General features: G+C 68.8%; 14 protein-coding genes. All 14 read left to right on the forward strand.

The annotated features are described in order from the left end of the window. The first annotated feature begins 19 nt into the window (after positions 1-19). A complete protein-coding gene (gene mqnC, locus Ari01nite_RS28325; protein WP_203785243.1) occupies positions 20-1,306 on the forward strand; it encodes a cyclic dehypoxanthinyl futalosine synthase in 1,287 nt (428 codons plus the stop codon). A gap of 233 nt (positions 1,307-1,539) precedes the next feature. Beyond that, positions 1,540-2,289 (forward strand): demethylmenaquinone methyltransferase, encoded by a 750-nt coding sequence (locus Ari01nite_RS28330; protein WP_203785244.1) that lies wholly within the window; start codon positions 1,540-1,542, stop codon positions 2,287-2,289. A 48-nt stretch (positions 2,290-2,337) separates the two neighbouring features. After that, positions 2,338-2,601, forward strand: a complete 264-nt coding sequence (locus Ari01nite_RS28335; protein WP_203785245.1) for a hypothetical protein — start codon at positions 2,338-2,340, stop codon at positions 2,599-2,601. A 161-nt stretch (positions 2,602-2,762) separates the two neighbouring features. Next, positions 2,763-4,013, forward strand: a complete 1,251-nt coding sequence (locus Ari01nite_RS28340; protein ID WP_239163095.1) for a geranylgeranyl reductase family protein — start codon at positions 2,763-2,765, stop codon at positions 4,011-4,013. A 79-nt stretch (positions 4,014-4,092) separates the two neighbouring features. Next, on the forward strand, positions 4,093-4,458 hold the full coding sequence (locus Ari01nite_RS28345) for an NADH-quinone oxidoreductase subunit A (protein WP_203785246.1): 366 nt from the start codon (positions 4,093-4,095) through the stop codon (positions 4,456-4,458). A gap of 6 nt (positions 4,459-4,464) precedes the next feature. Further along, complete coding sequence (locus Ari01nite_RS28350; protein WP_203785247.1) at positions 4,465-5,136, forward strand: NuoB/complex I 20 kDa subunit family protein; 672 nt, start codon at positions 4,465-4,467, stop codon at positions 5,134-5,136. Between the two features lie 95 nt (positions 5,137-5,231). Continuing rightward, complete coding sequence (locus tag Ari01nite_RS28355) at positions 5,232-5,849, forward strand: NADH-quinone oxidoreductase subunit C (RefSeq protein ID WP_239163102.1); 618 nt, start codon at positions 5,232-5,234, stop codon at positions 5,847-5,849. Next, positions 5,846-7,171: an NADH-quinone oxidoreductase subunit D gene (locus Ari01nite_RS28360; protein WP_203785249.1), complete on the forward strand. Its 1,326-nt coding sequence runs from the start codon at positions 5,846-5,848 to the stop codon at positions 7,169-7,171. Before Ari01nite_RS28355 ends, Ari01nite_RS28360 begins: the two co-directional genes overlap by 4 nt. Continuing rightward, positions 7,171-8,013: an NADH-quinone oxidoreductase subunit NuoE gene (gene nuoE, locus Ari01nite_RS28365; protein ID WP_203785250.1), complete on the forward strand. Its 843-nt coding sequence runs from the start codon at positions 7,171-7,173 to the stop codon at positions 8,011-8,013. Before Ari01nite_RS28360 ends, nuoE begins: the two co-directional genes overlap by 1 nt. Beyond that, positions 8,010-9,326: an NADH-quinone oxidoreductase subunit NuoF gene (nuoF, locus tag Ari01nite_RS28370; RefSeq protein WP_203785251.1), complete on the forward strand. Its 1,317-nt coding sequence runs from the start codon at positions 8,010-8,012 to the stop codon at positions 9,324-9,326. The genes nuoE and nuoF overlap by 4 nt, the downstream gene beginning before the upstream one ends. Then, complete coding sequence (locus tag Ari01nite_RS28375) at positions 9,326-11,881, forward strand: NADH-quinone oxidoreductase subunit G (protein WP_203785252.1); 2,556 nt, start codon at positions 9,326-9,328, stop codon at positions 11,879-11,881. Before nuoF ends, Ari01nite_RS28375 begins: the two co-directional genes overlap by 1 nt. Continuing rightward, positions 11,878-13,245 carry an NADH-quinone oxidoreductase subunit NuoH gene (nuoH, locus tag Ari01nite_RS28380; protein WP_438872236.1) on the forward strand — a complete coding sequence of 456 codons (1,368 nt, stop codon included), beginning with the start codon at positions 11,878-11,880 and terminating at the stop codon, positions 13,243-13,245. The genes Ari01nite_RS28375 and nuoH overlap by 4 nt, the downstream gene beginning before the upstream one ends. A 1-nt stretch (position 13,246) precedes the next feature. Next, positions 13,247-13,843, forward strand: coding sequence for an NADH-quinone oxidoreductase subunit NuoI (nuoI, locus tag Ari01nite_RS28385; protein WP_203785253.1), 597 nt, complete (start codon positions 13,247-13,249; stop codon positions 13,841-13,843). Next, on the forward strand, positions 13,840-14,583 hold the full coding sequence (locus Ari01nite_RS28390) for an NADH-quinone oxidoreductase subunit J (RefSeq protein WP_203785254.1): 744 nt from the start codon (positions 13,840-13,842) through the stop codon (positions 14,581-14,583). Before nuoI ends, Ari01nite_RS28390 begins: the two co-directional genes overlap by 4 nt. Positions 14,584-14,615 lie beyond the last annotated feature (32 nt).

The raw sequence follows: 14,615 nt of genomic DNA on the forward strand, positions 1-14,615 counted from the left end.
GGGACGTAGTCTTCGAAAGGTGACGGGAAACCCGGAGATCGACAGCATCCTGCAACGCGGCGCGGACGGCGAGCGGATCACGCCGGACGAGGCGCTGCTGCTCTACACCGAGGCGCCCTTCCACGCGCTGGGCGAGGCGGCCGACGCGGTCCGGCGCCGTCGCTACCCGGACGGGATCGTCACCTATCTGATCGACCGCAACATCAACTACACGAACGTGTGCGTCACGGCGTGCAAGTTCTGTGCCTTCTACCGCGCGCCGAAGCACGCCGAGGGCTGGTCGCACCCGATGGACGAGATCCTGCGCCGGTGCGGCGAGGCGGTCGACCTCGGTGCCACCCAGGTGATGCTGCAGGGCGGCCACCACCCCGAGTACGGCGTGGAGTACTACGAAAACCTGTTCTCCTCGGTCAAGGGCGCCTATCCGCAGCTGGCCATCCACTCGATCGGCCCGAGCGAGATCCTGCACATGGCCAAGGTCTCCGGCGTCTCGATCGAGGAGGCGGTGGTCCGGATCAAGGCCGCCGGCCTCGACTCGATCGCCGGAGCGGGTGCCGAGATGCTGCCGGACCGGCCGCGCAAGGCGATCGCGCCGCTCAAGGAGAGCGGCGCCCGCTGGCTCGAGGTGATGGCGGTGGCGCACCGCAACGGCCTGTCCTCGACCGCGACCATGATGATGGGCACCGGCGAGACGAACGCCGAGCGGATCGAGCACATCCGGATGATCCGCGAGGTCCAGGACCTCGCCGTCGCGAACGGCTACCGGGACGAGCCGGTCGAGAGATTTGACGAGTCTTCAGTCCGGTCAAGGGCGGTGGTCGGGGCGGTTGGACGGGAGGTCGGCGGCTTCCGGGCGTTCATCCCGTGGACCTACCAGCCGGAAAACAACCACCTCAAGGGCCGCACCCAGGCCAGCGCCATGGAATACCTGCGCTTCATCGCGGTGTCCCGGCTGTTCTTCGACAACGTGGCGCACCTGCAGGCGTCCTGGCTGACCACCGGCAAGGACGTCGGCCAGCTGTCGCTGCATCTGGGCGTCGACGACCTCGGCTCGATCATGCTGGAGGAGAACGTGATCTCCTCGGCCGGTGCCCGGCACCGGTCCAACCTGCACGAGCTGATCTGGATGATCCGCACCGCCGAGCGCGTCCCGGCGCAGCGCGACACCCTCTACCGCCACCTCGCGGTGCACCACACCGAGGCCGACGACCCCACGGACGACCGCGTGGTCTCGCATTTCTCCTCGATCGCGATGCCCGGCGGCGGCGCGGCCCGCAAGCAGTTGCCACTCGTAAACGCCAAGTAGCCAGAACCCACCTGGGGGGTCGCTCTCGACCGTTCGGACAGGTGGGGGTCGGTAGAGCGGTGTGGGGCGGATTGCTCCTTCGTAACGAGGAGCGTGAACCTCTGTACCGCCCTGTTCTCGCTGGTTAGGTTCCTCGCGTACGGCTGAGAACTTCTGGAACGTCAGGTGCGCACCTGACGCTCGCGGACCCGACCGATCGCGGTCGTTTATATAACGCACAAGGCACGGGCGGGATGGGTGACCATCTCGCCCGTTCTGTTTCTCCCGGGTGCGAGAGACTTGCGAACGTGACGCGCGCAGATCTGGACAAGCAGCCGCACGAGGTCGCCGAGATGTTCGACGGCGTGGCCCGGCGGTACGACCTCACCAACACCGTGATCTCCTTCGGCCAGGACCGGGGCTGGCGCCGGGCCACCCGGGCCGCGCTCGGGCTGCGTCCGGGCGAACGGGTCCTGGACGTGGGCGCTGGTACCGGGATCTCGACCGAGGAACTGGCCCGGTCGGGCGCGTTCGCGGCCGGCGCCGACATTTCGATCGGCATGCTCCAGGCCGGGCGCCGGGTGCGGCCCGCCGTGCCGCTGCTGGCCGGCGACGCGCTCCGGCTGCCGTTCGCGGACTCCGTGTTCGACGCCGTGACGATCTCCTTCGCGCTGCGCAACGTGGTGGACACCGAGGCGGCGCTGGCCGAGTTCGCCCGGGTGACCCGGCCCGGCGGACGGCTGGTGGTGTGCGAGTTCAGCCACCCCACCAACGCCGCTTTCCGCACCGTCTACCTGCAGTACCTGATGCGCTCGCTGCCGGCGGTGGCGCGCGGGGTGGCGACCAATCCGGACGCGTACGTCTATCTCGCCGAGTCGATCCGCGCCTGGCCCGACCAGGCCGCCCTCGCCGCCCGGATTGCCGCGTCGGAGCCGTGGACCCGGGTAGCGTGGCGGAATCTGAGCGGCGGTATTGTGGCTCTTCATCGCGCTACTCGGGTATAAAACGGTCATTTAGCAGCAAAACTCCTTTCATCCTGTTTTGCTGCGGTTATGACGACCTTCGGACAGCTTGAGGACACCGACATCGACATCGCCATCGATGAGAACGAAGCGGGCGAGCGCCGCGGCATGGAGCTGGCCGCCCGGATCCGGATGGTGGCCGCGCAGGACCCGGAACTGGCTCAAGACCTAGTAGATGAGCTGATCGCCGCTCTCGACCGGGCAATGGGCGGTACGTTTCGTGAGTACCTGGACCCTGCCGAGCGGGACTTGACGGAGAGCGGATCGGGCATTTCACCGGCTCAGAACAGTTAGGGTTGCCTAACCCGAACGAGCTTCAATGGCCGTCTTAGACTCCGATCTGGGCGTGCTTGTGAACTGTTTCACGAGCCCGCACGAGACGGAGGTGTGCCGTGCACAACCCAGAAGTAACCGGGCCCGCGGAACCGTCCGACGCAATTGGCGACGAGGCCGATGTGATCGTCGTCGGGGCGGGTCCCGGCGGCTCGGCGGCCGCATATCACATGGCGCGGCACGGCCTGCGGGTCCTGTTGCTGGAGAAGACCGAGTTCCCGCGCGAGAAGGTGTGCGGTGACGGTCTGACCCCGCGGGCCGTGCGGCAGCTCGTCCGGATGGGTGTGGACACCTCCGAAAAGGCCGGTTGGCTGCAGAACCGGGGCCTGCGGGTGATCGGCGGCGGCGTCCGTCTCGAACTGGACTGGCCCGACCTGGCCAGCTTCCCCAACTACGGCCTGGTCCGCACCCGGCTCGACTTCGACGACATGCTGGCCAAGCGCGCGGTCGAGGCCGGCGCGCTGCTGCGCACCGGGGTGACCGTCACCGGCCCGATCCTCGACGAGGACGGCCACGCGGTCGGCGTCAGCGCCAATGTGGGCGCGGGCAAGGAACCGGTGGAATACCGGGCGCCCCTGGTGATCGCGGCCGACGGCGTCTCCGGCAAGCTGCCGCTGGCCATGGGTCTGACCAAACGCGACGACCGCCCGCTCGGCGTGGCGGTCCGGCGCTATTACCACTCGCCGGCCCGTGCCGACGACGATTACCTCGAGTCCTGGCTGGAACTGCGCAGCGCCTCCGACCGCGACCGGCTGCTGCCGGGCTACGGCTGGATTTTCGGCCTCGGTGACGGCCGGGTGAACGTGGGACTCGGCATTCTCAACTCGTCCAGCGCGTTCGGCCGCACGAACTACCGGAACATGCTCACCGACTGGCTGGCCGGCACGCCCGCCGACTGGGGCATGCGCGACGAGACCAATGCGGACGGCCCGATCCTGGGTGCCGCGCTGCCGATGGGCTTCAACCGGGTGCCGCACTACACCCGCGGACTCATGCTGGTCGGCGACTCCGGCGGCATGGTCAACCCGATGAACGGTGAGGGCATCGCGTACGCCATGGAGTCCGGCGAACTGGCCGCCGAGGTGGCCGTCCAGGCGCTGGCCCGGCCGGCCGGCGCCGACCGGGAGCGCGCCCTGCGGGCATATCCGGCCGAGTTGAGCCTGCGTTTCGGCGGCTACTACCGGCTCGGTGGGGTATTCGTGAAGCTGATCGGCAACCCGCAGATCATGCGGATCGCCACCAAGCACGGCATGCCGCACCCGACGCTGATGCGGTTCGTCCTCAAGCTGCTGGCCAACCTGACCGATCCGCGTGGCGGCGACGCCATGGACCGCATCATCAATGGACTCACGAAGGTGGCGCCCGCGGTATGAGCAGCTTGGCTACCCCGGTCGCGGTCTCGCTGAATCGGATTAATAGTGTGAAGTGGCTATCACCTCAGCAGGAGAGAACATGACGATCAATCCTTACGTCCCGATCGTCGGGTTGCTGATCCTCGGTGCGCTCTTCGCGTTGTTCTCGGTGTCGATCGCGCCGATCGTCGGGCCGAAGCGTTACAACCGGGCGAAACTCGACGCGTACGAGTGCGGGATCGAGCCGGCGCCGCAGCCGATCGGCGGCGGGCGCTTCCCGGTGAAGTTCTACCTGACCGCGATGCTGTTCATCATCTTCGACATCGAGACCATCTTCCTGTACCCGTGGGCCGTGTCCTTCGAGGCGCTCGGCCTGTTCGGGTTCGTGGAAATGGTCCTGTTCATCGTCACCGTCTTCATCGCATACACGTATGTGTGGCGGCGTGGCGGACTCAACTGGGACTGATGTGACATGGGAATCGAAGAGAAACTCCCCGCCGGGATCCTGCTGACCTCCGTCGAGAAGCTGTCCAACTGGGCACGCAAGTCCTCGTTCTGGGGAGCTACCTTCGGCCTCGCCTGCTGCGCCATCGAGATGATGGCGGCCGGCGGCCCGCACTACGATCTGGGCCGCTGGGGCATGGAGGTCTTCCGGGCCTCGCCCCGCCAGGCCGACCTGATGATCGTGGCCGGCCGGGTGAGCCAGAAGATGGCCCCGGTGGTGCGCCAGATCTACGACCAGATGCCCGAGCCACGCTCGGTGATCTCGATGGGCGTCTGCGCCTCATCCGGCGGCATGTTCAACAACTACGCGATCGTGCAGGGCGTGGACCACATCGTCCCGGTCGACATCTACCTGCCGGGCTGCCCGCCGCGGCCGGAGATGCTGATCGACGCCATCCTCAAGATGCGCGAGAAGGTCATGGCCCAGCCGCTCGGCCCGAACGGCCGCAAGATGCTCGAGGCTCGCAAGGCGGCCGGCAACATGCCGATCGTCGCCCCCGGCGCCATGCCCTCGTCGTACCGGGTGGACAAGGCCCGCCGTGCCGAGTGGACCCAGGCCGTCAAGGAAGGCCGCGAGGAGCAGCTGCGCATCGAGAACTGGATGAAGTTGCAGCCGCACCTGCGGGAGGGTGGCAAGTGAGCAGCATCGAACCCAACCCCGGATCGAACGAGGCCGAGCCGATCGGCGCCAACCTCGGCGCACCGGCACAGACGCCGGCCAGCCCGCGCAAGGGCATGTTCGGCATCACCGGCTCCGGCGACGTCTCCGGTTTCGGCGGCCTGGTGCGCCGGGAGCCCGAGGTGGTCGGCAGCCCGAAACCGTACGGCGGCTACTTCGACGAGGTCACCGACGCCCTCGAGGAGGCATTCCCGGGCTTCTCCGACGCGATCGAGAAGGTCGTGGTCGACCGCGGCGAGCTGACCCTCTACGTCAAGGCCGAGCGGATCGCCGAGATCGCCCAGATCATGCGGGACGACGAGGGGCTCCGTTTCGAGCTGTGCTCGTCGGTCTCCGGTGCGGACTACCTGAGCAGTGACGTCCGCCGGCTGCACGTGATCTACCACCTGACCTCGATGACCTACCGCCGGCGGGTCCGCCTCGAGGTGGCCGTGCCGGTCGGCACCAGCGTGCCGAGCGTGACCAGCGTCTACCCCACCGCCGACTGGCAGGAGCGGGAGACGTACGACATGTTCGGAGTCGTCTTCACCGGGCACCCCAACCTCACCCGGATCCTGATGCCGGACGACTGGGAAGGGTTCCCGCAGCGCAAGGACTACCCGCTCGGCGGCGTCCCCGTCGAGTACAAGGGCGCCGAGATTCCGCCTCCTGACCAGCGGAGGGTCTACCAGTGACTACATCCGGTTATGCAACCGAACGCGAAACCACCGAGGGCCGGGTCTTCACGGTCACCGGCGGCGACTGGGACACGGTCACCGGCAGCATCGACCCGCTGTCGAACGAGAAGATCGTCGTCAACATGGGACCGCAGCACCCGTCCACGCACGGCGTGCTGCGGCTGGTGCTGGAACTCGAGGGCGAGACGGTCACCGAGGCCCGGCCCGTCATCGGCTACCTGCACACCGGCATCGAGAAGAACCTCGAGTACCGCAACTGGACCCAGGGCACCACGTTCGTGACCCGGGCCGACTACCTGGCACCGCTGTTCAACGAGGCCGGTTACTGCCTCGCCGTGGAAAAGCTGCTGGGCATCGAGGATCAGATCACCGAGCGGGCCAACACGATCCGGGTGCTCTTCATGGAGCTCAACCGGATCTCCTCGCACCTGGTGTGGATCGCCACCACCGGCATGGAGCTGGGCGCGATCTCGATGATGCTGTACGGCTTCCGCGAGCGCGAGTACATCCTCGACATCTTCGAGGAGACGTCCGGGCTGCGGATGAACCACGCGTACTTCCGTCCCGGCGGCGTCGCGCAGGACATCCCCGAGTCCGCCATCAAGAAGATCCGCGACTTCCTGGTCTACCTGCCCAAGAAGCTCAAGGAGTACGAGAAGCTGCTCTCCGGCCAGATCATCTGGCAGGAGCGGACCCAGGGCGTCGCGGTGCTGGACGTCACCGGCTGCCTGGCGCTGGGCATCACCGGCCCGGTGCTGCGCTCCGCCGGCCTGGCCTGGGACCTGCGCAAGACGATGCCGTACTGCGGCTACGAGAACTACGAGTTCGACGTGCCGACCGCCGAGACGGCCGACGTCTGGGGCCGCTACCTGGTGCGGATGGCCGAGATCCGGGAGTCGCTCAAGCTCGTCGAGCAGGCCCTGGACCGGCTGAAGCCCGGCCCGATCTTCGTCGCGGACAAGAAGATCGCGTGGCCGGCCCAGCTCGCGGTCGGCGTCGACGGCCTGGGCAACTCGCTCGAGCACGTCGCCAAGATCATGGGTCAGTCGATGGAGTCGCTGATCCACCACTTCAAGCTCGTGACCGAGGGCTTCCGGGTTCCGCCGGGCCAGGTCTACATCGGCCTCGAGCACCCGCGCGGCGAACTCGGGGTGCACGCGGTCTCGGACGGCGGCACCCACCCGTACCGGGTGCACATGCGCGACCCGAGCTTCGTGAACCTCCAGGCCATCCCCGCGATGGCCGAAGGCGCCCTGCTGGCCGACGTGATCGCCGGTGGCGCGTCCCTGGACCCCGTGATGGGTGGGTGTGACCGCTGATGTCCGAAAGTACGATCGAGTTCTCCCCGGCGGCGGCGCCGCTGGCGGAGAAACTGCTGCCGCAGGCACTGGAGATCATCGCGCGGTACCCCGAGGGTCGCGGCCGCTCGGCGCTGCTCCCGCTGCTGCACCTGGTGCAGACCGTCGAGGGGCACGTCAGCCCGGACGGGGTCGCGTTCTGTGCCGAGGTGCTGGGCATCAACAAGGCCCAGGTCGGCGCGGTCGCCACGTTCTACACGATGTACAAGCGCCGCCCCACCGGTGAATACCTGGTCTCCGTCTGCACCAACACGCTGTGCAACATGATGGGCGGCCAGGAGGTCTACGACCGGCTCACCGAGCACCTCGAGGTCGGCCACGACCAGACCACCACCGACGGCCGCATCACGCTGGAGCACGCCGAGTGCCTGGCGGCCTGCGACTACGCGCCGGTGGTGACGGTCAACTACGACTTCGCCATCGACGAGGCCACCCCGGACGCCGCGATCGAGATGGTCGAGCGGCTGCGCAAGGGCGAGCTGCCGACGCCGTCGCGCGGCGCGCGGATCTGCTCGCTCAAGGAGATGCAGGTCCAACTGGCCGGGTTCAGCGACGAGCGGGAGGGCGCGGTGGCCGACGGGCCGGCCGGCGCTCCCACGTTGCGCGGCGTCACGCTGGCCCAGCAGCACGGCGTCGCGGTGCCCAACTTCAACCTGGACGCTCCGATCAACAAGTCCAAGCCGGCCCGCGAGGGTAAGGCCACACCGCAGAACCCGGCCGAACGGGCCGGCGCGGCGGCCAACAAGCCGGCCAGCGACGCCAAGCCGGCCGGCGACAGCGTCGGTAACGAGGTGAAGAAGTGACGCAGCCACGGCGTGAGGTCCTCCAGAAACTCACACCCGTCCTGACCAAGCGCTGGCTCTCGCCGGATGCCTGGAAGATCGACGTCTACGAGCGACTCGACGGCTACGCGGCCCTGCGCAAGGCGCTCGACGTGCACCCCGACGACCTGATCCAGCTGGTCAAGGACTCGGGCCTGCGCGGCCGAGGCGGCGCGGGCTTCCCCACCGGTCTCAAGTGGGGCTTCATCCCGCAGGGCGACGGCAAGCCGCACTACCTGGTGATCAACGCGGACGAGGGCGAGCCGGGCACCTGCAAGGACCTGCCGCTCATGACGTACGACCCGCACTCGCTGATCGAGGGCGCGATCATCGCCTCGTACGCGATCCGGGCCGACCGCGCGTTCATCTATATCCGCGGTGAGGCCGTGCACGCCGCCCGCCGGCTGCGCAGCGCGGTCCAGCAGGCGTACGCCAAGGGCTACCTGGGCAAGAACATCCTGGGTTCCGGGTTCGACCTTGACCTGGTGGTGCACAGCGGCGCCGGGGCGTACATCTGCGGCGAGGAGACCGCGCTGCTCGACTCGCTCGAGGGCTTCCGCGGTCAGCCCCGGCTGCGCCCGCCGTTCCCGGCCATCGCCGGCCTGTACGCCAGCCCCACGGTGGTCAACAACGTCGGCACGATCGCCAGCGTGCCCTACATCGTGCTCGGCGGCGCCGACTGGTGGAAGAGCATGGGCACCGAGAAGTCGTCCGGCCCGATGATCTACTCGCTCTCCGGCCGCATTCTCAACCCGGGCCAGTACGAGTGCGGCCTCGGCATCACCCTGCGCGAGCTGATCGAGCTGGCCGGTGGCATGAAGCCGGGCCACAACCTGAAGTTCTGGACGCCGGGCGGATCGTCCACCCCGCTGCTGACCGCCGAGCACATCGACACCCCGATGGACTTCGAGGGAGTCGCGGCGGCCGGCTCGATCCTCGGCACCACGGCGATGCAGATCTTCAGCGACCAGGACTGCCCGGTCTACGCGACCTGGCGCTGGCTGGAGTTCTACCACCACGAGTCGTGCGGCAAGTGCACCCCGTGCCGCGAGGGCAACTACTGGATGGTCCGCACCTACCGGCGGATCCTGTCCGGCGAGGGCACGTACGCCGACCTCGACACCCTCCAGGACACCGCCGACAACATCTTCGGCCGGTCGTTCTGCGGCCTCGGTGACGGCGCGGCCACGCCGGTCATCTCGACGCTGAAGTTCTTCCGCCAGGACTACCTGGACTACATCGAGGGCCGGACAGCTCCGCGCTTGTCCGCCAAGGCCCTGGTTGGAGCACACTAATGACAGACGTGGCGAAAAAGACCGACGATGTCACGCTCACCATCGACGGGGTCCAGGTCACCGCCGAAAAGGGTGAGCTGGTGATCCGGGTCGCCGAGCGGATGGGCATCGCCATCCCGCGGTTCTGCGACCACCCGCTGCTCGCCCCGGCCGGCGCCTGTCGCCAGTGCCTGGTCGAGGTGGAGGGCCAGCGCAAGCCGGTTGCCTCGTGCACCCAGACGGTGGCCGACGGCATGGTCGTGATGACCCAGCTGACGTCCGAGGTGGCCGACAAGGCCCAGCACGGCGTCATGGAGCTGCTCCTGGCCAACCACCCGCTGGACTGCCCGACCTGCGACAAGGGCGGCGAGTGCCCGCTGCAGAACCAGGCGATGTCCAACGGCCGGTCCGACTCGCGGTTCCACGAGCACAAGCGCGAGTACGAGAAGCCGATCCACATCTCCAGCCAGGTCCTGCTCGACCGCGAGCGGTGCATCCTGTGCCAGCGCTGCACCCGGTTCTCCGAGGAGATCGCCGGCGACAAGTTCATCGACCTGATGGACCGCTCGTCCGCTGAGCAGATCAACGTGTACCGGGACGACTTCTTCGGCGGCCGGGGCACCGGCGACGGGCAGGTCGGCGAGGGCGAGGGCGACGTTCCCTTCAACTCCTACTTCTCCGGCAACACCATCCAGATCTGCCCGGTGGGCGCGCTGACCGGCGAGCAGTACCGGTTCCGCGCCCGGCCGTTCGACCTGGTCTCCTCGCCGACCGCCTGCGAGCACTGCGCGGCCGGCTGCTCGATGCGGGCCGACCACCGCCGCGGCAAGGTGCTGCGCCGGCTGGCCGGCGACGACCCGGCGGTGAACGAGGAGTGGAACTGCGACAAGGGCCGGTGGGGCTTCCGCTATGCGGTGGCGAACGACCGGCTCACCACCCCGCTGGTGCGCGACAGCCGTACCGGTGAGCTGCGCGAGGCGTCCTGGAGCGAGGCGCTGGTGACGGCGGCCGAGGGCCTCAAGGCCGCGAAGGCGGCCGGCGGCGTCGGCGTGCTGACCGGTGGCCGGCTCACCGTCGAGGATGCGTACGCGTACGCGAAGTTCGCCCGGGTGGCACTCGGCACCAACGACATCGACTTCCGGTCCCGTCCGCTTCGCGCCTCTGGCGGTTCGGCGAGCACTGACGAGGAGGCATCTTTTCTCGCCTCGTCGGTGGCCGGCGGCGTCTCCGACGTGACCTACGACGACGTGGAAAACGCGTCGTCCGTGCTCATCGTGGGTCTCGAGCCGGAGGAGGAGTGCCCGATCCTCTTCCTGCGGCTGCGCAAGCGCTTCGTCCGCAAGCGGCTCCCGGTCACGGCGGTGGCGCCGTTCCTGACCCGCGGCCTCGGCAAGCTCGGCGCGGCCCTGGTCGCGGCCGCGCCCGGCGACGAGGCCCGGCTGCTGGCCGGTGACCCGGCGGTCGCCGCCGCGCTGGCCACGCCGGGTGCGCTGCTGATCGTGGGCGAGCGCCTGGCCTCGGTGCCCGGCGGCCTGTCCGCGGCGGCCGCCCTCGCGGCCCGCACCGGTGCCCGCCTCGCGTGGGTGCCCCGCCGGGCCGGCGACCGCGGCGCGGTCGACGCCGGCTGCCTGCCCAACCTGCTGCCCGGCGGCCGCCCGGTCGGCGACCCGCTGGGTCGCGCCGAGCTGGCGGTGGCCTGGGACGTCGAGGCCGGCACGCTGCCCACCGTGGCGGGCCGGGACACCGACGGCATCGTTGCGGCGGCCGCCCAGGGCAAGCTAGGCGGCCTGCTGGTCGCCGGGGTCGACCCGGGTGACCTGGCCGACCCGCGGCTGGCCGAGCAGGCGCTCGACAACGTCGGCTTCCTGGTCAGCCTGGAACTGCGGGCGAGCGCCGTCACCCGGCGCGCCAACGTGGTACTCCCGGTGGCGCCGCCGGCCGAGAAGTCCGGCACGTTCATGGACTGGGAGGGCCGGCTCCGCTCGTTCGGCACCGTGCTGCCCACCACCGCGATGACCGACGGCCGCGTGCTGGAGGCGATCGCCGCCCTTCTGGAGTTCACGCTGGGCACCGGCGACGTGATGGCGGTGCGGCGCGAGTTGGGCGCCATGCCGCCGAGCAAGGCCGCCCGGCCCTCGGTGCCCACGGTCTCCGCGGCGGCGCTGCCGCAGCGGGGCGAGCGCGAGGCCGTGCTCGCCACCTGGCATTACCTGATCGACCAAAGCTCGCTGCTGGACGGCGACGCCGTTCTGGCCGGCACCGCCCGCCCGTCCCTGGCGCTGATCGGTAAGGACCTGGCCGAGGCGCTCGGCGTGGCCGACGGCGATCAGGTCACGGTCAGTACCGACCAGGGCGGCATCACGCTGCCGGCCGCGATCACCGACCTGCCCCCGCAGGTGGTGTGGCTTCCCACCAACTCGCCGGGCTCGACGGTGCGTCGCAGCCTCGGCGTCACCTCGGGTGCGGTGGTCCGGCTCTCCGCCGGTGCCGCGGGCCCGATCCTCGCCGGGTCTACCGAAGGCGGCTCCGCCGCACTACAAGGAGAAACCCGCATGAAGGGGGCGACCACCGCATGAACTCCCTGATACTGGCGGCTAATGCGCAGGACCCGACGCTCCAGACGTTCGAGAACGACGTCTGGTGGATCGTGCTGATCAAGCTGCTCGGCGTTTTCGTGATCCTGCTGCTGCTGACCCTTTTCACGATCAACTATGAGCGCAAGGTCGTGGCCCGGATGGCCGTCCGGCCCGGCCCCAACCAGGTCGGTCCGAAGGGCTGGCTGCAGAGCCTCACGGATGGCGTGAAGCTGCCGTTCAAGGAGGAGATCATCCCGAAGACCGCCGACAAGGTGGTCTACTTCATCGCCCCGGTGATCTCGGCGACGGTGGCCTTCACCGCGTTCTCGGTGATCCCGTTCGGCGGCGTGGTCAGCATGTTCGGTCACCAGACCGCGCTGCAGCTGACCGACGTGCCGGTCTCGGTGCTGGTGCTGCTCGCCTGCTCCTCGATGGCGGTGTACGGCGTGGTGCTCGCGGGCTGGGCGTCCGGCTCGACATACCCGCTGCTCGGCGGTCTCCGGTCCAGCGCGCAGATGATCTCGTACGAGGTCGCCATGGGTCTCTCGATCGTCGCGGTCTTCATGACCGCCGGCACGATGAGCACCTCGCAGATCGTCGCGGCGCAGGCACACGGCAACGAGGTCGAGATCCTCGGCTGGACGGCCACCACGCCGAGCTGGTACGCGGTGCTGCTGTTCCCGAGCTTCGTCATCTACTGCATCGCGGCGGTCGGCGAGACCAACCGGGCCCCGTTCGACCTGCCCGAGGCCGAGTCCGAGCTGGTCGGCGGTTTCCACACGGAGTACTCGTCGTTCAAGTTCGCGCTGTTCTTCCTGGCCGAGTACATCAACATGATCACCGTCTCGGCGTTCGCCACCACGCTGTTCCTGGGCGGGTGGCGCGCACCGTGGCCGATCACCTGGATCTGGCCCGGCGCCAGCTCCGGCTGGTTCGCGCTGATCTGGTTCTTCGCCAAGGTGCTGCTGCTGCTCTTCGGCTTCATCTGGCTGCGGGCCACGCTGCCCCGGATGCGCTACGACCAGTTCATGCGGTTCGGGTGGAAGGTCCTCATCCCGGTCAACCTGGTGTGGATCCTGTTCCTCTCGTACGTCAAGGTCGCCAACAACGAGCTCTCGGCCACGGCCAAGTGGCTCTCGATCGGTGGCCTCGTGCTGGTCGTGCTGATCGTGGCGGTGTCCTGGCCGCAGGCACGCAAACCACGGCAGCGCTCCATCGAGGAACAGCTGGCGGCCAGACCACCGGGCAGTTTCCCGGTGCCGCCGATGGACCTCCAGGTACCCCCCAGCCCGCGGGCCCGCCGCGCGGTGGCCGAACGCACTCCCGCCACGGTCGGCGCCGAATCCGAAACCAAGGAGGTGTGACGTGGGGACGTTCGGAGGCTCGTTCAAGGGCTTCGGCGTGACCTTCGCGCACATGTTCCGCAAGGTCATCACGACCGATTACCCGTTCTCGCCGCCTACCCCGGCGCCGCGGTACCACGGCCGGCACATCCTCAACCGGCACCCCGACGGCCTGGAGAAGTGCATCGGCTGCGAGCTGTGTGCCTGGGCCTGCCCGGCCGACGCGATCTACGTCGAGGGCGGGGACAACACCGAGGAGGAACGGTTCTCGCCGGGTGAGCGGTACGCGAAGATCTACCAGATCAACTACGCCCGCTGCATCTTTTGCGGCCTGTGCATCGAGGCCTGCCCGACGCGCTCGCTGACCATGAGCAACGAGTACGAACTGGCCCGGGACAGCCGGCAGGACCTGATCTTCACGAAGAAGGAACTGCTGGCCCCGCTGCTGCCCGGCATGGAGCAGCCGCCGCACCCGATGCGCCTCGGCGACACCGACAAGGACTACTACGTCGGCGCGCTGACCAACCCGGGCACGTCGGCCGGCGCGGAACGGGCGCCGTGGGCGACGAATGAGGTCGCCGACGGCACCGGCGAAGCGGCGAAGGAGGCGGTCCGATGAATGACGTCTCGACCGCCGAGGCGGTCGGCTTCTGGATCCTCGCGACGGTTTCCGTGGCCGGTGCGCTCGGCATGGTCATCGCCCGCAACGCGGTGCACTCCGCGCTGTGGCTCGTGATGACGATGCTCTGCCTGGGTTTCATGTACGTGATGAACGCGGCGCCGTTCCTCGGCGCGGTGCAGATCATCGTCTACACCGGCGCCATCATGATGCTGTTCCTGTTCGTGCTGATGCTGGTCGGCCGGGATGCGTCCGATTCACTGATCGAGACACTGCGCGGCCAGCGGGTCGCGGCGATCGTCCTGGGCGTCGGCTTCGCGGCCCTGATCGGCGCCGGTGTGGCCCGGTCGTTGGGCGACAACCCGGTGGTCGGCCTGACCGCGGCCAACGCGAACGGCAACGTGCAGGGCATCGCCAGCCTGCTGTTCACCAAGTACGTCTTCGCCTTCGAGGTCACCTCGGCCCTGCTGATCACGGCGGCGGTCGGCGCGATGGTGATGGCGCACGTCGAGCGGGTCAAGGCCGAGGTGGCCGACCAGGTCACCCGGATGACCCAGCGGTTCCGCCCGGGCAACTACCCGGGCCCCAAGCCGGGTCCGGGCGTCTACGCCAACACGATGTCGGTGGCCGCCCCGGCCCGTCTGCCGGACGGCAACGGGGCCGAGCGCAGCATCTCGCCGATCCTGCCGGTGCGTGAGTTGACGGCGCAGGAAGCGGCACCGAAGGGAACTGAGAAATGAGCGCGAAGCGTTGGTCTTTCACCGGGGTGGCC

Origin of the sequence: Paractinoplanes rishiriensis (assembly GCF_016862375.1) — a bacterium.
Taxonomy (GTDB): Bacteria; Actinomycetota; Actinomycetes; order Mycobacteriales; family Micromonosporaceae; genus Actinoplanes; species Actinoplanes rishiriensis.

Excerpts from the sequence above, each read along its gene's own strand:
- Ari01nite_RS28375 (WP_203785252.1), top strand. The coding sequence starts at position 9,326 with ATGACAGACGTGGCGAAAAAGACCGACGATGTCACGCTCACCATCGAC.
- nuoH (WP_438872236.1), top strand. The coding sequence starts at position 11,878 with ATGAACTCCCTGATACTGGCGGCTAATGCGCAGGACCCGACGCTCCAG.
- Ari01nite_RS28335 (WP_203785245.1), top strand. The coding sequence starts at position 2,338 with ATGACGACCTTCGGACAGCTTGAGGACACCGACATCGACATCGCCATC.
- Ari01nite_RS28350 (WP_203785247.1), top strand. The coding sequence starts at position 4,465 with ATGGGAATCGAAGAGAAACTCCCCGCCGGGATCCTGCTGACCTCCGTC.
- Ari01nite_RS28330 (WP_203785244.1), top strand. The coding sequence starts at position 1,540 with ATGGGTGACCATCTCGCCCGTTCTGTTTCTCCCGGGTGCGAGAGACTT.
- nuoE (WP_203785250.1), top strand. The coding sequence starts at position 7,171 with ATGTCCGAAAGTACGATCGAGTTCTCCCCGGCGGCGGCGCCGCTGGCG.
- Ari01nite_RS28345 (WP_203785246.1), top strand. The coding sequence starts at position 4,093 with ATGACGATCAATCCTTACGTCCCGATCGTCGGGTTGCTGATCCTCGGT.
- Ari01nite_RS28355 (WP_239163102.1), top strand. The coding sequence starts at position 5,232 with ATGTTCGGCATCACCGGCTCCGGCGACGTCTCCGGTTTCGGCGGCCTG.
- Ari01nite_RS28390 (WP_203785254.1), top strand. The coding sequence starts at position 13,840 with ATGAATGACGTCTCGACCGCCGAGGCGGTCGGCTTCTGGATCCTCGCG.